Origin of the sequence: Pelagibius marinus, assembly GCF_014925385.1 — a bacterium.
GTDB classification, from domain to species: domain Bacteria; phylum Pseudomonadota; class Alphaproteobacteria; order Kiloniellales; family Kiloniellaceae; genus Pelagibius; species Pelagibius marinus.
The window spans coordinates 263,066-282,240 of sequence record NZ_JACSDK010000016.1 but is presented as its reverse complement, the minus strand read 5'-3'; the positions used below and the strand labels follow the sequence as shown (position 1 = coordinate 282,240).

Annotated in this window: 21 protein-coding genes; 17 read left to right on the top strand and 4 right to left on the bottom strand. The window is 67.5% G+C overall.

Annotation, left to right across the window (positions count from 1 at the left end):
* The first annotated feature begins 5 nt into the window (after positions 1–5).
* From H7X47_RS20875 to H7X47_RS20860, 4 genes are read left to right on the top strand one after another with little or no spacing between them, the layout of a single operon-like run.
* Positions 6–731 (top strand): ATP-binding cassette domain-containing protein, encoded by a 726-nt coding sequence (locus H7X47_RS20875; protein ID WP_193370675.1) that lies wholly within the window; start codon positions 6–8, stop codon positions 729–731.
* A 2-nt stretch (positions 732–733) separates the two neighbouring features.
* Complete coding sequence (locus tag H7X47_RS20870) at positions 734–1,435, top strand: ABC transporter ATP-binding protein (RefSeq protein WP_193370674.1); 702 nt, start codon at positions 734–736, stop codon at positions 1,433–1,435.
* 13 nt (positions 1,436–1,448) lie between these two features.
* Complete coding sequence (locus H7X47_RS20865; RefSeq protein WP_193370673.1) at positions 1,449–2,306, top strand: branched-chain amino acid ABC transporter permease; 858 nt, start codon at positions 1,449–1,451, stop codon at positions 2,304–2,306.
* Complete coding sequence (locus tag H7X47_RS20860; protein WP_319633649.1) at positions 2,303–3,298, top strand: branched-chain amino acid ABC transporter permease; 996 nt, start codon at positions 2,303–2,305, stop codon at positions 3,296–3,298. Before H7X47_RS20865 ends, H7X47_RS20860 begins: the two co-directional genes overlap by 4 nt.
* Here H7X47_RS20860 and H7X47_RS20855 read toward each other — a convergent pair.
* A complete protein-coding gene (locus H7X47_RS20855; RefSeq protein WP_193370672.1) occupies positions 3,273–3,776 on the bottom strand; it encodes an isoprenylcysteine carboxyl methyltransferase family protein in 504 nt (167 codons plus the stop codon). The genes H7X47_RS20860 and H7X47_RS20855 overlap by 26 nt on opposite strands.
* Positions 3,777–3,781: 5 nt before the next feature.
* Positions 3,782–4,894 carry a type III polyketide synthase gene (locus tag H7X47_RS20850; RefSeq protein WP_193370671.1) on the bottom strand — a complete coding sequence of 371 codons (1,113 nt, stop codon included), beginning with the start codon at positions 4,892–4,894 and terminating at the stop codon, positions 3,782–3,784.
* Between the two features lie 198 nt (positions 4,895–5,092).
* Between H7X47_RS20850 and H7X47_RS20845 the strand changes: the two genes are divergently transcribed.
* From H7X47_RS20845 to H7X47_RS20795, 11 genes are all read left to right on the top strand, one after another.
* A complete protein-coding gene (locus H7X47_RS20845; protein ID WP_193370670.1) occupies positions 5,093–5,533 on the top strand; it encodes a hypothetical protein in 441 nt (146 codons plus the stop codon).
* A gap of 237 nt (positions 5,534–5,770) precedes the next feature.
* Entirely contained in the window at positions 5,771–6,025 is a 255-nt protein-coding gene (locus H7X47_RS20840) for a hypothetical protein (RefSeq protein ID WP_193370669.1), read from the top strand.
* Between the two features lie 272 nt (positions 6,026–6,297).
* A complete protein-coding gene (locus H7X47_RS20835) occupies positions 6,298–7,578 on the top strand; it encodes a lytic murein transglycosylase (RefSeq protein WP_319633648.1) in 1,281 nt (426 codons plus the stop codon).
* A 99-nt stretch (positions 7,579–7,677) separates the two neighbouring features.
* The gene (locus tag H7X47_RS20830; RefSeq protein WP_227010660.1) at positions 7,678–8,658 is read left to right on the top strand and encodes a septal ring lytic transglycosylase RlpA family protein; all 981 of its coding nucleotides are present in this window, start codon (positions 7,678–7,680) and stop codon (positions 8,656–8,658) included.
* A gap of 110 nt (positions 8,659–8,768) precedes the next feature.
* The gene (locus tag H7X47_RS20825) at positions 8,769–9,917 is read left to right on the top strand and encodes a D-alanyl-D-alanine carboxypeptidase family protein (RefSeq protein ID WP_193370668.1); all 1,149 of its coding nucleotides are present in this window, start codon (positions 8,769–8,771) and stop codon (positions 9,915–9,917) included.
* Positions 9,914–10,582: a dTMP kinase gene (gene tmk / locus H7X47_RS20820; protein WP_193370667.1), complete on the top strand. Its 669-nt coding sequence runs from the start codon at positions 9,914–9,916 to the stop codon at positions 10,580–10,582. Before H7X47_RS20825 ends, tmk begins: the two co-directional genes overlap by 4 nt.
* Positions 10,575–11,672, top strand: coding sequence for a DNA polymerase III subunit delta' (locus tag H7X47_RS20815; protein ID WP_193370735.1), 1,098 nt, complete (start codon positions 10,575–10,577; stop codon positions 11,670–11,672). Before tmk ends, H7X47_RS20815 begins: the two co-directional genes overlap by 8 nt.
* 72 nt (positions 11,673–11,744) lie before the next feature.
* Positions 11,745–13,298: a methionine--tRNA ligase gene (gene metG, locus H7X47_RS20810; RefSeq protein WP_193370666.1), complete on the top strand. Its 1,554-nt coding sequence runs from the start codon at positions 11,745–11,747 to the stop codon at positions 13,296–13,298.
* Positions 13,298–14,110, top strand: a complete 813-nt coding sequence (locus tag H7X47_RS20805; protein WP_193370665.1) for a TatD family hydrolase — start codon at positions 13,298–13,300, stop codon at positions 14,108–14,110. Before metG ends, H7X47_RS20805 begins: the two co-directional genes overlap by 1 nt.
* Before the next feature lie 10 nt (positions 14,111–14,120).
* Positions 14,121–14,897: an MBL fold metallo-hydrolase gene (locus H7X47_RS20800; protein ID WP_193370664.1), complete on the top strand. Its 777-nt coding sequence runs from the start codon at positions 14,121–14,123 to the stop codon at positions 14,895–14,897.
* A gap of 4 nt (positions 14,898–14,901) precedes the next feature.
* Positions 14,902–15,168 carry a DUF3303 domain-containing protein gene (locus tag H7X47_RS20795; protein WP_193370663.1) on the top strand — a complete coding sequence of 89 codons (267 nt, stop codon included), beginning with the start codon at positions 14,902–14,904 and terminating at the stop codon, positions 15,166–15,168.
* Between the two features lie 60 nt (positions 15,169–15,228).
* Here the strand turns inward: H7X47_RS20795 and H7X47_RS20790 are convergent, their stop codons facing one another.
* Together H7X47_RS20790 and H7X47_RS20785 are read right to left on the bottom strand one after the other, a co-directional pair.
* Positions 15,229–15,528: a hypothetical protein gene (locus H7X47_RS20790; protein WP_193370662.1), complete on the bottom strand. Its 300-nt coding sequence runs from the start codon at positions 15,526–15,528 to the stop codon at positions 15,229–15,231.
* A gap of 133 nt (positions 15,529–15,661) precedes the next feature.
* Positions 15,662–17,611 (bottom strand): ABC transporter substrate-binding protein, encoded by a 1,950-nt coding sequence (locus H7X47_RS20785; RefSeq protein ID WP_227010659.1) that lies wholly within the window; start codon positions 17,609–17,611, stop codon positions 15,662–15,664.
* Between the two features lie 243 nt (positions 17,612–17,854).
* Between H7X47_RS20785 and H7X47_RS20780 the strand changes: the two genes are divergently transcribed.
* Together H7X47_RS20780 and H7X47_RS20775 are read left to right on the top strand one after the other, a co-directional pair.
* Positions 17,855–18,289: a GNAT family N-acetyltransferase gene (locus H7X47_RS20780; protein ID WP_227010658.1), complete on the top strand. Its 435-nt coding sequence runs from the start codon at positions 17,855–17,857 to the stop codon at positions 18,287–18,289.
* A 367-nt stretch (positions 18,290–18,656) separates the two neighbouring features.
* Positions 18,657–19,064 carry a DUF1127 domain-containing protein gene (locus tag H7X47_RS20775; RefSeq protein ID WP_227010657.1) on the top strand — a complete coding sequence of 136 codons (408 nt, stop codon included), beginning with the start codon at positions 18,657–18,659 and terminating at the stop codon, positions 19,062–19,064.
* The last annotated feature ends 111 nt before the right edge of the window (positions 19,065–19,175 follow it).

The following is a 19,175-nucleotide window of genomic DNA, read 5'->3' as shown; positions in this document are numbered from 1 at the left end:
GTTCTATGGCCGTCCTTTTGGAAGTCGCCGAGGTCGAAAAGGATTTCGGCGGCCTCCGCGCCGCCGCGGGCCTGTCGCTCAGTCTGGGGGAGGGCGAGATGCTCTGCCTCATCGGCCCCAACGGCTGTGGCAAGACCACCCTGTTCAATCTGGTGACGGGAGCCCTGAAGGCCGACAGCGGCAGCCTGCGCTTCGCCGGAGAGGATCTGCGCGGGAAAGAGCCCTACGAGATCGCGCGCCTGGGCATCCTGCGCAAGTTCCAGGTGCCGGGCATCTATCCCGACCTGCCGGTGGCCGAGAACCTGACGGTCGCCCTAGTTGGCAGCGACGACGAGGGTGAAGCGCGCCTGCAGGAACTGCTCGACCTCGCTCGGCTTGCCGACAAGCGCGGCCTGCCCGCCGGCAGCCTGGCGCACGGCGAGAAGCAGTGGCTGGAGATCGCCATGGTGCTGGCGCGGCGGCCGCGCCTGCTGCTGCTCGACGAGCCGACCAACGGCATGACCGCGGCCGAGACCGCCGCCACCGTGGCCCTGATCCGTGATCTGCACGCCCGAGTCGGCTGCGCCGTGCTGGTCATCGAGCACGACATGGGCTTCGTGCGCGATCTCGGCTGCCCGGTGGCGCTCATGGTGCGCGGGCGCATTGAGCGGCGCGGCAGCTACGAGGAACTGCAGGCCGATCCCCTGGTGCGCGAGGTCTACCTCGGCGCGCCGGACCTGGAGAGCGCCTGACCATGTTACAGGTGCGCGGTCTGGAAAGCGGCTACGGCGGCAGCCGGGTGCTGCGCGGCATTGACTTGGAGGTGGCCGAGGGCGAGAGCGTCGCCCTGTTGGGGCGCAACGGCATGGGCAAGACGACCCTGCTGAAGACCCTCATGGGCCTCTTGCCGGCGGCCAGGGGGGAGATCCGTTTCGCCGGGCAGCGCCTGGACGGCAGGCGGCCGGAGCAGGTCGCCCGCGCCGGCATGGCCTTCGTGCCCCAGGGCCGCGAGATCTTCGCCGAGCTGAGCGTCGAAGAGAACCTGCTGCTCGGCGCCATGGGGCGCGGCGGTTTGGGCGCCGCGGTGCCGGAAGCGATCTACGGGCGCTTTCCCATCCTGAAGGAGCGCCGCCAGCAGCGCGGCGGCACGCTTTCCGGCGGCCAGCAGCAGCAACTGGCCATCGGCCGCGCGCTTGCCGGCAAGCCGCGCCTGCTGCTGCTCGACGAACCTTCCGAAGGGTTGCAGCCCTCCATCGTTCTCGAAGTTGCCGCGGCGCTGAAGCGCGAGGCGGCGGAGCAGGGGCTGACCCTCATCACCGTGGAGCAGAACGTCGACCTGGCGCTGCGCGTCGCCACGCGCTGCCTCTTCATCGAGAACGGCGGCATCGTCGCCGAGGCCTCCAGCGAGGCGCTGCGCCGCGACCCGGCCGTCCTCCACAAGCACCTGGCAATCTGAGGGGCGGGGGAAGATGGACCAGGCGCTTCTCCTGCTGCTCGACGCCGCCAACTACGTGCTGGTCATCGTGCTGGTGGCCATGGGCCTGGTCATCGTCTTCGGCCTCATGCGCGTCATCAACATGGCGCACGGCGAGCTCTTCCTGCTCGGCGCCTACACCCTGGTGATGCTGCAGCAGGCCGGCGTCTCCTATTGGGTCGGACTTGTCGCCGCGCCGCTGCTGGTCGGCGGCGTCGGCCTGCTGATGGAAGAGCTCGTCATCCGGCACATCTATCACCGCTTCCTCGACACCATCCTTGCCACCTGGGGCCTCTCCATCATCATCAAGCAGGGTGTCATCCTGCTGTTCGGCCCCGGCGCGCAGTCGACGACGGCGCCTTTCACGGCGCAGCTCGACCTGCTCGGCTCGTCCTATCCGGCCTACCGCCTCTTCATCATGGGCGTGGCGCTTTTTGTTGTCGCTGGAACCTTCTATCTCTTCTTCCGCACCCGTTTCGGCCTTGCCGCGCGGGCGGTGATCGCCAACCGCGATACCGCGGCCTGTCTCGGCCTCTCGACCCGCGCTTTCGACCGCGCGACCTTCGCTTACGGCGCGGCGCTCGCCGGCCTCGCCGGTGCCGTCATGGCGCCGATCATGAGCGTCGACCCGCAGATGGGCCTCGGCTTCCTCATTCCCGCCTTCCTTTCGATCCTCGTCGGCGGGGCCGGGCATCTGGGCGGGCCGGTGCTGGGCGCCGGCCTGATCGGCGCGACCGACAGCGTCACCGCCAGCCTCTGGTCGCCGGTCCTGGCCCAGGTGGTGGTCTTCACCATGGCGGTCATCGCCATCCGGATCTTCCCTACCGGTATCCTGGGGGGCGGGCGGAAGTGAAGGCCCTGCTGAAAGACCGGCGCAGCGCCGTCGACCTCGCCGTCTGGGGCGGCCTGGCGGCGCTGCCGCTCTTCATGGGCGCCTGGCAGGTGGGGCAGATCGCCCAGTACCTGACCTACGGCATCTTCGCCATGAGCCTGGCGCTCATCTGGGGGCAGTGCGGCCTGCTGTCCTTCGGCCACGCCGTCTTCTTCGGCCTCGGCGCCTACGCCATGAGCCTGACGACCCTGGGCATGCTGCCGGGCTGGCTCGAGAGCTGGACCTCCAGCTACCTCGGCGTGGCCCTGGCCCTCGCCGTCCCGGCCGTTGTCGCCAACGTCCTCGGGCGCTTCCTCTTCTACGGGCGCGGTTTGCAGGGCGCGCAGCTCGCCATCGTCATGCTGGCGGTGGCGGTGGTGGCCGAGCGCATCATGACCCGCTGGGGCTATGCCGGCGGCATGAACGGCCTGATGAGCGTGCCGCCGGTGAACCTCGGCGCCTTCGGCTTGGTCTACGAACTCTACGATCCCCTGCCGCTGTTCTACGGCACGCTGATCGCGGCGCTCGCCGTCTATATCCTGCTGGAGGCCCTGGTGCGCTCGCGGCGCGGCGTGGTGCTGCGGGCGGTGGGCGCCGATGAGGCGCGCACCGGTTTCCTGGGCCACGACACCCGCTCGGTGAAGCTTGCCGTCTTCACGCTCTCGGCCGCGGTCGCCGGCTTCGCGGGCGCGCTCTTCGCCGGCCAGTTCGGCTTCGTCTCGCCGCCGCTCATCGGCTTCAGTCTGTCGACCGAAGTGCTGATTTGGGTGGCGCTCGGCGGGCGCCGCGCGCTTATCACCGCCTTCCTCGGCGCCATCGTGGTGCGCCTGGCGGAGAACGCCCTGGGCGACCTGCTGGGCCCGGCCTGGCTGCTCGGCCTCGGGCTGCTCTTCGTGCTCTGCATGATCTTCCTGCCGCGCGGCCTCCTGGGGGAGGTCTACGCCCGGGTCACTGGGGGAGCGGGCGTCCGCTGAGCGCGCGCTCCTCGCAGCGGATGCGCCAGGCGAGGACGGCGGCGTTGGCGAGGGAGAAGATCACCGCGATCTCCCAGGCGCCGAAGGCCAGCGGCAGCACGGCGATCTCGCCGGCCACCACCAGGTAGTTGGGATGCCTGAGGAAGCGGTAAGGCCCGCGCCGCACCAGCGGCGCGTCGGGCAGGGTGATGACCCTTGTGGTCCAATAGCGCCCGAGGCTCGCCAGCACCCAGACCCTGAGCCCCTGCAGCAGCAGAAAGACGCCCAGCAGCGCCCAGTTCGGCGCCTGCTCGGCCGGCACGAAAACCGCCAGGGAGACCAGCCACAGCAGGTGTACCGCCACCAGGAAGGGATAGTGCCCGGCGCCGCTTTCGTACGCGCCTTCGGCCTTCAGGCGGCGGGTGTTGCGGCGGGCGTAGGCGAGTTCGGCCAGGCGCTGCGCGGCCACCAGCAGCAGGACGATCCACAGCACGCTCACGGGCCTCAGGCCTCCAGGATCTGGAAGCCGGCGGTGAAGCCGGGGCCCAGGGCGGTCATGAGGTAGCGGCCCTTGAGGCCCGCCTTGCGCATGCGCTCCAGCACGAAGAGAACGGTGACCGCCGACATGTTGCCGTAGTCGCGCAGGACCGAGCGCGCCTCGGTGAGGCCGCCTTCGGGCAGGCCGAAGACTTCTTCCAGGGCGCCGATCACCTTGGCGCCGCCGGGATGGCAGATGTAGCCGTCAATGTCGACGTGGCTGAGGCCCTGGCGCGCCAGGAAGGTCTCCGCGGCGGGCCGCATCCGCTCGCGGATCAGGGCGGGGATATCGCGGGAGAACAAGACGCCCAGGCCGTCGTTTTCCATCTCCCAGCCCATGACGTCCAGGGAGTTCGGCCAGGTGTGCTCGCCGCCGGCGCCGAGACGCAGGCTGCCCGCGGCGGCGCCGCCCGGCTTGGCGGCTTCCAGCAGCACCGCCGCCGCGCCGTCGCCGAAGAGGGCGGTGGCGATGACGTTGCTCTTGGAAGGATCGTTGGCGCGGAAGGTGAGGCCGCAGAGCTCTACCACCAGGCAGAGCACCTTGCCGCCCGGGCGTGTCTGGGCCAGGGCCTTGGCCCGCGACAGTCCCAGTACCCCGCCGGCGCAACCGAGGCCGAAAATTGGCAGGCGCATGACGTCGCGCCGGAAAGCCAGCTTCTCCATCAGCCGGGCGTCCAGGCTGGGCGTGGCGACGCCGGTGGTGGAGACGACGACAAGACCGTCCACCGCCTCCAGCGGCACGCCAGCCTGGGCCAGGCAGGTCTCGGCGGCCGAGGCCAGCAGCGTGACCGCGTTGTCGATGAAGAGGTCGTTGCGCGTCTTCCAGTCGCTCGGCGTCAGGTACCACTCGATCGGCACGCAGGAGTGGCGGGTCTCGATGCCGGCGTTGCCGAAGGCAGGGAGCAGGCGCTCGATGTCGAGACGCCGGTCGCCGAACAGGCCTCGCACCCGGCGCACCACGTCTGCCTGGCGCAGGACGTAGGGCGGCACGGCACTGGCGACAGCCGTCACCGCCACCTGGGGTAAGGGGGATGCCCGGTGTTCCGGGCGGCTTAGCGGTGGGGCTTCCAGGTCCAGCATAATGTCTCCATCTCCCTGCGGTGATCGACAGGGCCCATTGATCGCCGTCTCTTCATTTTCTACGTGATTGAGGGGCGACGGGTTTCACCCAGGGTTAACGTGCCTTAAGCATGGCTCTTAACGCGAGGCTAGCGGAATGGCGTTAGTCTCGGGTCGGCTCAGGATGAGCCGTCTGTTGCCGCGGCCTGGTAGGTAGCCATGGGTAAGTGGTTCTTTTTCTTCGTTTTGCTGGCCTCGACAGGGCTTGCCGGCGCTCCCGCAGCGGGAGCGAACGAGCTGCTGTCGACCCATCCCAGCCATTATCGCAGCCCCGGCGAGGCCATGAGCGGCGGGTCCTCGTCGATTCTGGACCGCACAAAGCAGGCGCGCGCCGGTTCTCACATTATCGTGCGCGACGAGGGCGCGCTGCAGGAGACCTGGGTCCTGAACAGGGACCTCAGCCGCGCGTGCAACCGCCGCCTTTTTCGCCAAAAACGCGACCAATTTCTCGTCGGAATCGTCGATGGGCGCACCTACGGAGCCGCTGTCGGCGGCCACGGCAGTCTCGTTGATCGGGTAAAAATGGCAGAGAATCAAGTGGTTTACCTGTTCCGGGGGCAGGGAACGACGGACTGCCGCGTCTATCACCGGACGAAGTGAAAGTTTTACCGAAATTCGAGCTTTCGTTAACCTTTTGTTTACCATGCGGGCGCAATACTCAAATCACGGTTCATCGACCGTCTCCTGAAATTGATTGCATCGACCTCTCAAAAGCCCCGCCCTCCCCGGCGGGGCTTTTTCTTTCCGTTCCCCAAGAAGCCGCGCAAGCGCCCCGGCTTGCCGTTTCGGGGAGCGGGAGCTAGATAGGACCACCTTTGGCCAATGGAACTACGAATCATGCGATTCATCCGGACCACCGTCGCCCTTTTCTCCCTGCTGCTGCTGGCGGCCTGCTTTGCGCCCAGCAAGGCGGACCTGCTGAAGAAGGCAAAAGGGGTGAGCAGCCGAGCCGAGCTTGAAGACGCGCTCGGCGAACCCAGCGATGTCTCGAAGTTCGGGCCGATCGAGAAGTGGACCTACAAGGCCTCGGACGGCTCCGTGGTCTTTGTCCTGGCCGGCGACACCGTGACCATCGAAGCGACCGAGGACTGACCTGTCCCGTCGACGCGCGACTCGACAGATACACAGTACCCTGAAGACGACGAAACCCGCCTGCGGAGTCATGGTGACCGCGCGGCGGGTGAAGGGCGCCCGCAGCACGGCGGGCGCGACGGATTCCGCAGGGGGAGAGCCCGGCCTTTACCGAAGCTTTACTGCGGATTGCCAAGGTTAACGGCCTTGTGGCACAAGTGCCCGACAGAGATGTCCGCTTTCCTAACGACCCTCGGCGCCAGGAGACTTTTCGCAGCGTGGGAGATCAGCAAGTGAGTTTCTTGAACCGGATCCTGCGCGCGGGAACTTTTGTTCTGGCAGTCGCCTCGATGGCGCCGCTGGCCGCCTGCGCCCAGGGCGATGCCGCCGAAAATCCGGCGCCGGCCACGGGCGGGAAGCAGGTTGCGCAGGGCGAGCGCGGCGACTTCGACACCTGGCTTGCCGGCCTGAAGCAGGAGGCGATCCGCCGCGGCATCCGGGCGGAGACGGTGGAGACGGCCCTGGCCGGGGTGGAGCCCCTGCCGGAGGTCATCGAACGCGACCGCAGCCAGCGCGAATTCACCCTGACCTTTACCCGCTACATGCGTGGGGCCGTCACCGAAGGCCGGGTGGCGAAGGCGCGCCAGCTGCTGGAGGAGAACCGCGCCCTGCTGGAGAAGGTGGCGGCGCAGTACGGCGTCCAGCCGCGCTTCCTGGTGTCCTTCTGGGGCCTGGAGAGCAATTTCGGCCAGCACACCGGCGGCTATTCCGTGATCGCCGCCCTGGCGACCCTGGCGCACGAGGGGCGGCGGCACGATTTCTTCCGCGCCCAGTTGCTCGACGCCCTGCAGATTCTCGACGAGGGGCATATCAGCGTGGCCGAGATGACCGGCTCCTGGGCCGGCGCCATGGGCCAGCTGCAGTTCATTCCCTCGACCTTCGTCAACTTCGCGGTCGACTATGACGGCGACGGCCACCGCGACATCTGGCACAGCCTTCCGGACATCTTTGCCTCCGCGGCGAACTACCTGTCGCAGGAGGGCTGGAAGGGAGACCGCACCTGGGGACGCCAGGTGAGCCTGCCGATCAGCTTCGACTACAGCCTGGCCAGCCTCGGTGAGCGCAAGACGCTCGGCGAATGGGCGGCGCTCGGTCTGCGCCGCCAGGACGGCGGGCCGCTGCCGCTGGTGGATGGGGTCGAGGCGTCGCTGGTGCTGCCCGCGGGACAGCGTGGCCCCGCCTTCCTGGTCTACGAGAACTTCCGCACCATCCTGGTGTGGAACCGCTCGATCCTCTACGCCCTCTCGGTGGGTCATCTGGCCGACCGCATCGACGGAGCGCCGGCGCTCAGCGCGGCCTCGCTGCCCGACGAGGAGCCGTTGAGCCTGAAGTCGATTGAGGAGATGCAGGCCCTCCTGAACGCCCGGGGCTACGAAGCCGGCAAGCCGGACGGCCTGGTCGGTCCGAAGACCCGCGAGGCCCTGCGCTCTTTCCAGGCGGCCCAGGGACTGCCGGCCGACGGCTACCCGACCAAGGAAGTCATCGACCTGCTGCGGCGCACGGGTGGACAGTGATGGTCCGGCCCGCAAGCGGCCGGTGGGGGTCGGGTTGTTTCGCCAGGGAAAGCGCCCTAAACTACCACATCGAGTGGGGATTTTGATGCGGAGCACAAGATGATGGCCAGAGGGCTGGCATTTGGCGTCCTGCTGCTTGGCCTGCTCAGTGTTCTGGCCGGCTGTGCGGAGACCGAGTTCGCGGTGCACAATGCCAAGCGCCTGCAGACCCCCGAGCCGGCCCCATCGCGGCCCGGCGACTACAAGGTCGGCCGGCCCTATCAGATCGCCAACGTCTGGTACTACCCGCGCGAAGACTATGCCTACGACGAGACGGGCATCGCCTCCTGGTACGGGCCCGGCTTCCACGGCAAGTCGACCGCCAACGGCGAGGTCTATGACCAGAACGCCATGACGGCGGCGCACCGGACGTTGCCGATGCCGTCGATGGTGCAGGTGACCAACCTGGAGAACGGACGTTCGGTGAAGGTGCGGATCAACGACCGTGGCCCCTTCGCCCACGGCCGCATCATCGATCTCTCGAAGCGTGCGGCGGAATTGCTGGGCTTCATGAAGCAGGGCACCGCCAAGGTGCGGGTGCAGATCCTCGAGATCGAGAGCCGGCAGGCGGCCCTGGAGGCCGGCGCGGGCGAGGCCGTAACCGGTACGGTGCCGCAGGCGGCCCCGGTGGAGAGCGTTTCGGTTCAAGAGCTGCCGCCGATCGGCGCGGCGTCGCCCGAACCCGCGGCGGCGCCCACCGGCGCCACTGAGACCGCCGCGGCCCCGACTGCGGGGGTGAGCGAACCCGCGCCGCTGCGCACCGCCTCGCTGACCATGCCGGAACCCGTGGTGACCCAGGAGCGCGTGCGGCCCACCTCGATCTTCGTGCAGGCCGGCGCTTTCAGCCAGGTCGCGAACGCGGTGCGGCTGCGGGCGCGGCTGTCGTCCCTGGGCAACGTGCAGATCGCCAAGGCGCTGGTCGGCGACACCAATTTCTACCGGGTCCGTCTGGGCCCCATGCCTAACGTCGATCAGGCCGACCGGACCTTGGAACTGCTGCTCAGAAACGGCTACAACGACGCCCGGGTAGTGGTCGATTGAGTGTGCAGAAACCTGTGTTTTGTTCCGCCGACATCTTTTCGGCAAAATCTTGACCTAGGCTGCGGCCTTCACCGCGCCTCGTCCTTAGGTTCACCGGAGTAAGTCAACCGATGAAACGCCTCAGAAAGCTGTTCCTGACCCTTGGTTTCGCCGCCGCCGCCAGTCTGCCGGTCCTTGCCCCGGCTGCCGGCGCGACCATCGAGACACAAGCGGAAGAGGCGTTCCTGGTGGACTTCGATACCGGGGCCGTGCTGCTCAACAAGAACGGCGACCAGCGCATGCCGCCGTCGTCGATGAGCAAGATGATGACGGCCTATATGGTCTTCGAAAGCCTCGACAGTGGCCGCCTCTCGCTGGACGACAAGCTGACCGTCAGCGAAAAGGCCTGGCGCAAGGGCGGCTCCAAGATGTTCGTCGAGGTCGGCAACCAGGTGCGGGTAGAGGACCTGCTGCGCGGCGTCATCATCCAATCGGGCAACGATGCCTGTATCGTCCTGGCCGAGGGCCTGGCCGGCAGCGAGGAGGCCTTCGCCGAGCAGATGACGGCCCGGGCGCAAGAGATGGGGCTGACCGGCAGCAACTTCGTCAACGCGACGGGCTGGCCGGACGACAACCACTACGTCACCGCCCGCGACCTGGCGACCCTGGCGCGCCGCATCATCGTCGATCATCCCGAGCATTATCATTACTACTCCGAGAAGGAGTTCACCTGGGCCGACATCCGCCAGGGTAATCGCAATCCGCTGCTCTACAGGAACATCGGCGCTGACGGCCTGAAGACCGGCCACACCGAGGCCGCGGGCTACGGCCTGACCGCCTCGGCGGCGCAAAACGGACGCCGCCTTATTCTGGTGGTCAACGGCCTGCCGAGCGTGCAGGCGCGGGCCGACGAGTCGGAACGACTGATGTCCTGGGGCTTCCGCGAGTTCAACAACTATGCGCTCTTCAAGTCCGGCGACACTGTCGACGAGGCGGCGGTCTGGCTCGGCGCCGAGGACACGGTGCCCCTGGTCGTCGCCGATGATCTTACGGTGACCCTGCCGCGAAGCGACCGCAACGGCATGCAGGTCTCGGTGGTCTATGATTCGCCCATCCCGGCGCCGATCCCGGCGGGCCAGGAGATCGCCAAGCTGCGCGTGTCCTGGCCGGGCGGCGTGCCGGTGGAGGTGCCGCTGCAGGCCGGCGAGGACGTGGAGCAGCTCGGGCCTCTCGGACGCATCGCGGCCAGCATCAAGTTCCTGCTCCTCGGCTCCCCGTGAGCGCGGACGGCCCGGCGTCCCCCGGCCGCTTCATCACCCTGGAGGGCGGGGAGGGCGCGGGCAAGTCGACCCAGCAACGCCGTCTGGCCGCCTGGCTGCGTGAAAACGGGTTGGAGGTCGTCGAGACGCGGGAACCGGGCGGCAGCCCCGGCGCCGAAGAGATCCGCGCCCTGCTGGTCACCGGCGCCACCGGCCGCTGGGACGCGGTGACCGAAACCCTGCTGCACTTCGCGGCGCGCCGCGATCACTTGGTCAAGACCGTCCGTCCTGCCCTGGAACGGGGCGCCTGGGTCGTCTGCGACCGTTTCGCCGATTCCACCATGGCTTACCAGGGCTACGGTCAGGGCCTGGGCCGCGAGACGGTGGCGGCCTTCTACGACCTGGTGGTCGGCGATTTCCGGCCCGACCTGACCCTGGTGCTGGATTTGCCGGTGGCCGAGGGGCTGGCGCGGGCCAACGCGCGCAACGGGTCCGCGGCCGGCGACGAGAACCGCTACGAGAAAATGGACCTGGGCTTTCATGAACGCCTGCGCCAGGGCTTCCATGATATCGTGGCGCGCGAGCCGGGGCGTTGCCTGCTGGTCGACGCCGCCGGCGACGAGGACGCGGTGGCCGCGAAGGTCCAGGCCGTGGTGCGGGAGCGATTGGGGGGGCGGCTTGAGTAAAGCCAAGGACAGCGACAAGGAAGAAGCCGCCTGGCCGCATCCGCGCGAGAGCGCGGTGCTGCGCGGGCAGGCGGCGGCCGAGAGCGTGCTGCTGCGCGCCTACGCCTCCGGACGCTTGCCGCACGCCTGGCTGCTCTCCGGGCCGCGCGGGGTCGGCAAGGCGACACTTGCCTACCGCTTCGCCCGCTTCCTGATGTCGCCGGAGGCGCAGGGCGGCGGGTTGTTCGGGGACGCCCCCGAGAGCCTGCATGTGCCCGAAGACGATCCCGTGTTCCGGCGGATTGCGGCCTCCGGCCACAGCGACCTCATGACCCTGGAGAAGGGCTGCGACGACAAGGGCAAGCCGCGCACGGTCATCCCGGTGGAGGACGTTCGGCGCCTGCTTTCCTTCGCGCGCATGACCGCCGGCGAGGGCGGCTGGCGGGTGGCCATCGTCGATTCCGTCGACGAGATGAACCGCAACGCCGCCAACGCCCTGCTGAAAGTGCTGGAGGAGCCGCCGCCGCGCTCCCTGCTGCTGCTGGTCAGCCACGCGCCGGGTAGCCTGCTGCCGACCATCCGCTCGCGCTGCTGCCAGCTGCCCCTGGCACCGCTCAGCGAGGACGTGGTGGCCGAGCTGTTGAGCGGTCATTTCCCGGAGCTGTCGCCGGAGGAACAGCAGGCCCTGGCGCGTCTGGCCGACGGCAGCATCGGCAAGGCCCTGGCCCTGGCCGCCCACGGCGGCCTGGACCTCTACCGGGAGCTGATCGACCTGCTGGGAACCCTGCCGCGCCTGGACGTCCCCCGCCTGCACAAGCTGGCTGAGAAATGGGGGCAGGGGCGCGATCCCGTGGCCTTCCAGACCGGCATGGAGCTTCTGATCTGGTGGCTGGGCCGCTTCATCCGGGCCGCCTCTACCGGCCGCCCGGCGCCCGAGGTGGTACCCGGGGAAGCGGCCCTGGCCCAGCGCCTGCTGGAGGGCCGCCCCCTTGCGCATTGGCTTGGCCTATGGGAGAAGATCAGCCGCCTTTTCGCCCGGACGGAGGCCGCCAATCTGGATCGGAAGCAGGTGGTGCTGACCGCCTTTCTGGACCTGGAGAACGCGGCGTAGCGCCGGGCCTTTGCTGTCGGGGCCCCTATCGGATGATCCGGGGGCGGCAGCCGAGCTCGTTGGAGACCCGCGATGACGGCAGGAAAGCCGGCCTTTTACATCACGACGCCGATCTACTACGTGAACGATTCGCCGCACATCGGCCACGCCTACACGACGCTGGCCTGCGACGTGCTGGCGCGTTTCAAGCGGCTGGACGGCTTCGACGTGCGTTTCCTGACCGGCACCGACGAGCATGGCCAGAAGGTCGAGAAGTCGGCGGGGGCGGCCGGCATCGACCCGCAGAGCTTCACCGACCAGGTGTCGCAGAACTTCCGCGATCTCTCGGCTCTGTGGGGCTTCACCAACGACGACTTCATCCGCACCACCGAGCAGCGCCACAAAGAAGCCTGCCAGGCGCTGTGGAAGAAGCTGGTCGAGGCGGGCGATATCTACCTGGGCAGCTATGCCGGCTGGTACGCGGTGCGCGACGAGGCCTACTACGCCGAAAGCGAGCTGGAAGACGGCCCGGGCGGCACCAAGGTCGCGCCCTCCGGGGCCGAATGCGAATGGGTCGAGGAGGAGTCCTACTTCTTCAAGCTTTCGGCCTGGGGCGACCGCCTGCTGAAGTTCTACGAGGAAAACCCGGACTTCATCCTGCCGGCCAGCCGCCGCAACGAAGTCATCAGTTTCGTGAAGGGCGGCCTCAAGGACCTCTCGATCAGCCGCACGACCTTTTCCTGGGGTATCCCGGTGCCCGACGCGCCGGGCCACATCATGTACGTCTGGCTCGACGCGCTGACCAACTACATCACCGCCGTCGGCTATCCCGACGTGGACTGCGACCTCTTCAAAACCTACTGGCCCGCCGACGTTCACATGGTCGGCAAGGACATCCTGCGCTTCCACGCGGTCTACTGGCCGGCCTTCCTCATGTCCGCCGGCATAGCGCCGCCCAAGCGCGTCTATGCGCACGGCTGGTGGACAAACGAGGGGCAGAAGATCTCCAAGTCGCTCGGCAACGTCATCGTGCCTTCGGAACTGATCGCCAGCTACGGCCTGGACCAGGTGCGCTACTTCCTGCTGCGCGAGGTGCCCTTCGGCAACGACGGCGACTTCTCGCACAAGGCCATGGTCGGGCGCATGAACTACGACCTGGCCAATCAGTTCGGCAACCTGTCGCAGCGCGTGCTTTCCATGATCGCGAAGAACTGCGAGGCGCAGGTGCCGCAGCCCGGTGACCTGGCGGCGGAGGACGAAGCCCTGCTGAAGGCGGCGGCCGACCTGCTGCCGGCGTTGCGCGCCGACATGGACCGCCAGCAGTTCCACAACGCCCTCACCAAGACCTGGGAAGTGGTCGGCGAAGCCAATCGTTACATCGACCATGCCGCGCCCTGGACCCTGAAGAAGACGGATCCGGCGCGCATGGCGACGGTGCTCTATGTCCTGGCCGAGACCATCCGCCGCCTGGCGCTGCTCACCCAGCCGGTGATGCCCGACGCCACGGCGAAGATGCTCGACCAGCTGGCCGTGGCGCCCGAGGCGCGCGACTTCGCCAGCCTGGCAGCTCGTTTGCAGCCCGGCACGCCGCTGCCCAAGCCTGAAGGCGTCTTTCCGCGCTTCGTGGAGGAGGAGGCTCCAGCCTGATGACGGAGGCGGCGCTCGCGACGGCGGAACGGCCCCTGGTCGATTCCCACTGCCACCTCGACTACCTGGAACGGGACGGCGAGATCGAGCCGGTGGTGGCGCGCGCCCTGGACGCGGGCGTCGGCACCATGGTGACGATCTGCACCAAGCTCAGCGAGTTCGACCGTATCGAGGCCATCGCCCGGCGCTTCCCGCGGGTCTACTGCTCGGTCGGGGTGCACCCGCACGAGGCGGGCAAGGAAGGCCAGGAGACGCCCGCACGCCTCATCGAGCTGGCGGCCCACGACAAGGTGGTCGGGATCGGCGAGACGGGGCTGGACTACTACTACGAGCACTCGCCGCGCGAGGCGCAGCAGGTGAGCTTCCGCAGCCACATCGCCGCGGCGCGCGAGACCGGGCTGCCGCTCATCGTGCACGCCCGCGACGCCGACGACGACACCGTCGCCGTGCTGCAGGACGAATACGCCAAGGGCGCCTTTCCGGGCGTGATCCATTGCTTCACCGCGGGCCCCGAGCTGGCCCGGACGGCCCTGGAGATCGGCTTCTATATCTCGCTCGCCGGGATCGTCACCTTCAAGTCGGCCGAGAGCCTGCGCGACACGGTGCGCGAGGTGCCGCTCGACCGGCTGCTGGTCGAGACCGATGCGCCCTACCTGACGCCGGTACCCAAGCGCGGCAAGACCAACGAGCCGGCCAACGTGGTCTATACCGCGCAGGCCCTGGCCGAGCTGCGTGGCGTCGCGGCGGCGGACTTCGCCGACCAGACGACGGAAAACTTCTTCCGTCTCTTCAGCCGCGCCGCGCGGCCCTGAGGCGGGCGAGATGAAGGTCACGGTCCTCGGCTGCGGCGGTTCCGCCGGCGTGCCCCTGGCCGGGCGCGAGAAGGGGGGCACCTGGGGCAAGGCCGATCCCGCCAACCCCAAGAACCGTCGCCGGCGCGTGTCGCTGCTGATCGAGGAGGGGAACACTCGCATCCTCATCGACACCTCGCCGGACCTGCGTGACCAGATCATGGACAACGACATCACCGCGCTGGATGCCGTGCTCTTCACCCATGCCCATGCCGACCATGCCCATGGCCTGGATGAGCTGCGCGGTCTGGTCTACAGCCGCGGGGCGCCTCTCGACGCCTACATGGACGCACGCACCCACGCCCTGCTGACCGCGCGCTTCGACTACGCCTTCCTTTCCAGCCAGGATCCCGATGCTCTCTACCCGCCGCTGATGCGCGACAACGTCATCGGCGGGCCCTTCAGGATCGGCGGCATCGAGATAAGGTCCTTCGTGCAGAACCACGGCCCCGATGTCTCCCTCGGGTTCCGCCTCGGCGACGTCGCCTACTCGACCGACGCCAAGGCCCTGGACGAGGAAGCCTTCGCGGTGCTGGCCGGCGTGAAGCTCTGGATCGTCGATTGCCTGCGCGACGCGCCGCACCCCACCCACTCCCACACCGAGCAGACCCTGGAGTGGATCGCCCGGGTGAAACCCGGGCGCGCCATCCTGACCCACATGAACGAGCAGCTCGACTACGACGAACTCAAGAGCCGCTGCCCACCGGGCGTCGAGCCCGGCTACGACGGCCTTGTGATCGAGGTCTGACACCATGCGCTTCATGGTGATCGAGACTTTTCGCGGCGGCGACCCGGCGCCGGTCTATGCGCGCCTGGCCGAGCGCGGCCGCATGATCCCCGAGGGCGTGCGCTATATCGACAGCTGGGTGGAAGAGGGCGGCGGGCGCTGCTTTCAGATCATGGAGTGCGAGCGCAGGGCAGACCTCGATCCCTGGATCGAGGTCTGGGCCGACCTGGCCGACTTCGAGGTCGTGCCGGTGGTGGACAGCGCGACGGCGGCGGAGAAGTTCGGGAGGTAACGGGCGTGGTCGGACTGCACGGCGGTCGGTCGAACTGCCTAGACTCTCGCAAAGGAAGGGCTATGTGCCAGACCCGTGCTCCTTCTGGATGCTGTTCTTCATTTGCTCGTCGAGCAGCATGTACTCCTGCAGCAATGCGTCGCAGGCAGTCTTCGTCGATCCGCAGAGCAGATTTGTCCTAACACTCCAAGACCCGTCGGCATTTCGGCATCCCATTCTCCTGGCGACGCTTGGAAATGCCGGGTGGTCTTTCGGGGTGAAAGTCCAGAATTCGACGCGCTCGCCCTCGCGCCTCTCAAACAGAGCCCACCCACGTTGAACGGACCCAATTGCCAGGGGATCGGCGGTCAGGTTCTTCATCGCTTCAGCGGCTGTATCAAAAGGCATTGGGCTATCGCATTCTTGGGCACTGGCCGGACCGAGCAGCGACCCCATTGCCAGCCCGACAGCAGCGGAGAATGCCGCAGCTCGAGCGACTGTTCTGCACATCGCTTTACCTGTCGAACCAGAAGCGCTCCGGGCGGTACATGCCGAACTGCGCACCGGGATCCCAGTTGTAGATGCCTTTTTCCGGCACGTTGCGCAGGGCCTTGGCCACCACGATGGGCTGCGGCACCTCGGCGATGAGTCCGATGGTGTAAATCTCCTCGGCGTGGATCTTCAGGATCTCCTCCCAGGCCGCGACCTTCTCCGGGACCGACTTGGCTGAAGTCCACTGGCCGTAGAGCTCCAGCAGGCGCTTGGGCTTTTCCATGTCGACAGGCTCGCCGGCGGTGCCGCTGGTCTCCGCGTACTGACCCCACATCGGCCAATGCAGGCTCTGCTGGTGGACCGGTACAAATTCCTCCGGACTCGTCAGGGGAGTCGGGATGCCGTTCTCGTAGCCGAACCACATGGACATCATCGTGTCGCCGGCGAAGACGCGGTTGCGCAGTACGTCGCGCTGCGACGGCTTGGTGAAGAGCTTCACGCCGATCTGACGCCAGGAGTCGCCGATCAGTTCCAGCACGTCGGTTTCCTCGGTGTTCTCGCCGGCGGTCTCGACGATGATCTCCAGGGGCCGGCCGTTGGGCATCAGGCGAACGCCGTCGCCGTTGCGCTCGGTCAGGCCGATTTCGTCCAGCAGGGCGTTGGCCCGTTCGGGGTCGAAATCGGCATAGGCCTGGCGGTATTCGGCCTCGTAGAGCGGGCTGTCGGGCAGTACCGAGTTGTTCCCCTCCAGGCAGAGGCCGTAGTAGATCACCTGATTGATCTCACTGCGGTTTATGCCGAGGGACAGCGCCCGGCGGAAGCGGGCGTCGCGGTTCAGCTTGCGCCACTCCGGGTCGGTGACATTGAGGTTGGGATAGAGCGCGAGCTGCGAGCCGCGCACGGTCTTCCACAGGCGCACATCGTAGCCGCTGCGCTCCTCGGCGGCCTTCAGGAAGGTGTAGTCGGAGAAATTCAAGCTGCGAGACTGCAGGTCGGCTTCACCCGCCGCGGTCTTGGCCGGCACCAGGGAGCCGTTGACCACGTCCAGGATGAAGCGGTCCGCATAGGGAAGCTGCTGCCCGGAGGCGTCGATGCGGTGATAGTAGGCGTTGCGTTCCGCGGTGAAGCGCGTCGACGGCGGCGCAATCACGTTGTGCCAGGGCTGCACCGTCGGCAGGTCCGGATTGGTGGCGCGGTACATGTTGCCGATGCGGTTATGCAGCTGGGCCCAGTTGCGGGCGCTCGCCGCCTCGATGGCGGCCTTGATCTTCTCCGCCTCGCCGTATTTCGGATGGAATTGCTTGAGGTAGTGCGCCGGCACGAAGAGATCGAGCGGCCGCGCCCCGGCAAGCGCCGGGATCAGGAATGGATTGGGCTTCGACCAGGTGTAGCGGATCGTCGTCTCGTCGATCACCTCCACCTTCGGCAGTTCCCCGTCGACCCGGAGGGTGACATCGGGCCCGACAGGCGAGAGCTCTTCGTTGTTGGCGACGTCTTCCCAGTAGTAGCGGAAGTCCTCGGTGGTAAAGGGCGCGCCGTCCGACCAGCGGTGACCTTCGCGCAGCTTCATGGTGAAGATGCGTCCGTCCTCCACCTCGAGCCATTCCAGGATGTCCGGCTCAATCTCCAGCTTCTCGTTGTAGCCGACCAGGCGGGCGTAGCCGTAGACGATCAGCAGCCGCACGTCCTTGTCGCGCCCGACCAGCATGCGGATATCGCCGCCGGGTTTGCCGACGGAGAGGTTGGGACCGCTGATCGAGACGCGGGGAACGGACGGCAGCCGCTCGGTCACCGGCGGCAACTTTCCGGCCTCGACCATCGGCGCCAGCTTTGGCGTTTCCTTGAAGGCGGCAACGCGGGGAGCATCCGGCGCTTCGTAGCGCACGATATCGGCCTGGGCGCTGCCGGCGAAGAAAGCGAGCAACCCAAAGGCGGCCAGGGCTCTGGCCTTCCACATAAACTGGTAGAACATCAAGCGGGTCCCTGAACGTATTGTTATTATGGAGTTTTCTTCCAATTAGCGGGGATTATAGAGCGCCTTGGGAGAAAGCGCCATTTAAGATGATGCGACCCGAATGCGTGGTTGTAATCGGGGTTGTCGCTCTCTTAAAAGGGGTTGATCAGCCGCACGCCACGCCTTGCCCTTCAGGCTGGTGGGTTCCGCAACGCTGCCAGGGCGGCCCGTAGGGGAATGCGGCTGCGAGGAGCAGGCAAGATGAACCACTGCTGGTCCAAGGACGGCTTCGAAATCACCACCGATCCGGCGCGCTTGGACCTGGACGTCATGCACGCGTTCTTGCGCACCGCCTACTGGTCGGTGGGCATCCCGCGCGCCACCGTCGAGCGGGCGGTCGCCGGCTCCCTGAACTTCGGGCTCTTCGGCGCCGACGGCCAGGTCGGCTATGCACGGGTGGTGAGCGACCGGGCCACCTTTGCCTGGATGTGCGACGTCTTCGTCCTGGAGCCCTATCGCGGGCGCGGCCTGGGCCGCTGGCTGATTTCCTGCATCATGGCGCATCCGGAATTGCAGGGCCTCCGGCGATGGATGCTGGCCACCGCCGACGCCCACGGACTCTACCGGCCTTTCGGCTTCGAGATTCCGGCGGAACCTGAACGGCTAATGGCCCGCCGCAAGACCGATCTGGCATAGGGGCCCGAGGCAGACAGGCCAGGGCCCGGCGCCCGGCAAGGCGCACGGCCGGGCAGGGGCGGCCGGGCAGGGGCGGCTGGGCAGGGGAAGCCTTGAACGCAGCGCACACTACGGCGCCCCGGCGGCTCCCCCAGGGAATCTGCCGAAAACCAGTAGGTCGCTGTTTCGGCTTAATCTTTTCTTCATGATGCCATGAGGTAACCGCATTGCTGCGGTGCAACATATGCGCTCGTCGCATGGCTCGCCGCGGTCCATATTCAACTGGTCGACGGCACCGGCTCGGCACCACACCCCCCAGATCGAGCCTCTGAGCGTGCTGTTTTATCGGATTGCCGCCTCTGGCGGGCGGCCTGAGAGGATGAAGAAAATGGATATGAAGCAGTTCAACAACATTCACGACCCCATCGCCCGCGCCGAAGCCCTGCGCGCCCAGGCGGTTGCCGAAATCCTGATCGACGCGATCACCGGGCTGCAGGACCTGTTCAAGTCGGCCTCGGCCAGGCTGTCGGCCTATCTGGAGTACCGCCGGACCTACGAGGTGCTCTCCGCCATGACCGACCGTGAGCTGGACGACATCGGCATCGGCCGCAGCGACATCGCCGCCGTGGCGCGCGGTATCGATCCGCGGGTTCAGGACGCCGAGGTCGTCATGGGCGACGCCCTGACGCAGCGTCTGGCGCTGGCCAAGGCCTTCGACAAGGCCGAAGAGGCCGCGACGCCGGCCGCGCACAACGATCATCGGACGGCCGCGGCCGCCGGAGGCGCCGCCCCCTGACCCAATATCTGCCGGGGCCTTTCTTGTCCCCGGCCCGGCAAGAGGGCCGCGCTTTGCGCGGCCCTTTGTCGTCTGGGCGCCGCCGCCCGGCTGACGCGGCCCTGGCCAGGC

What these genes read in the sequence shown, in the direction of transcription:
- H7X47_RS20875 (WP_193370675.1), top strand. Translation starts at nt 6, where the DNA reads ATGGCCGTCCTTTTGGAAGTCGCCGAGGTCGAAAAGGATTTCGGCGGC.
- H7X47_RS20865 (WP_193370673.1), top strand. Translation starts at nt 1,449, where the DNA reads ATGGACCAGGCGCTTCTCCTGCTGCTCGACGCCGCCAACTACGTGCTG.
- H7X47_RS20805 (WP_193370665.1), top strand. Translation starts at nt 13,298, where the DNA reads ATGACGGAGGCGGCGCTCGCGACGGCGGAACGGCCCCTGGTCGATTCC.
- H7X47_RS20840 (WP_193370669.1), top strand. Translation starts at nt 5,771, where the DNA reads ATGCGATTCATCCGGACCACCGTCGCCCTTTTCTCCCTGCTGCTGCTG.
- H7X47_RS20850 (WP_193370671.1), bottom strand. Translation starts at nt 4,894, where the DNA reads ATGCTGGACCTGGAAGCCCCACCGCTAAGCCGCCCGGAACACCGGGCA.
- H7X47_RS20825 (WP_193370668.1), top strand. Translation starts at nt 8,769, where the DNA reads ATGAAACGCCTCAGAAAGCTGTTCCTGACCCTTGGTTTCGCCGCCGCC.
- metG (WP_193370666.1), top strand. Translation starts at nt 11,745, where the DNA reads ATGACGGCAGGAAAGCCGGCCTTTTACATCACGACGCCGATCTACTAC.
- H7X47_RS20790 (WP_193370662.1), bottom strand. Translation starts at nt 15,528, where the DNA reads ATGAAGAACCTGACCGCCGATCCCCTGGCAATTGGGTCCGTTCAACGT.
- H7X47_RS20800 (WP_193370664.1), top strand. Translation starts at nt 14,121, where the DNA reads ATGAAGGTCACGGTCCTCGGCTGCGGCGGTTCCGCCGGCGTGCCCCTG.
- H7X47_RS20845 (WP_193370670.1), top strand. Translation starts at nt 5,093, where the DNA reads ATGGGTAAGTGGTTCTTTTTCTTCGTTTTGCTGGCCTCGACAGGGCTT.
- H7X47_RS20830 (WP_227010660.1), top strand. Translation starts at nt 7,678, where the DNA reads ATGATGGCCAGAGGGCTGGCATTTGGCGTCCTGCTGCTTGGCCTGCTC.
- H7X47_RS20785 (WP_227010659.1), bottom strand. Translation starts at nt 17,611, where the DNA reads ATGTTCTACCAGTTTATGTGGAAGGCCAGAGCCCTGGCCGCCTTTGGG.
- H7X47_RS20780 (WP_227010658.1), top strand. Translation starts at nt 17,855, where the DNA reads ATGAACCACTGCTGGTCCAAGGACGGCTTCGAAATCACCACCGATCCG.
- H7X47_RS20795 (WP_193370663.1), top strand. Translation starts at nt 14,902, where the DNA reads ATGCGCTTCATGGTGATCGAGACTTTTCGCGGCGGCGACCCGGCGCCG.
- H7X47_RS20870 (WP_193370674.1), top strand. Translation starts at nt 734, where the DNA reads ATGTTACAGGTGCGCGGTCTGGAAAGCGGCTACGGCGGCAGCCGGGTG.
- H7X47_RS20775 (WP_227010657.1), top strand. Translation starts at nt 18,657, where the DNA reads ATGGATATGAAGCAGTTCAACAACATTCACGACCCCATCGCCCGCGCC.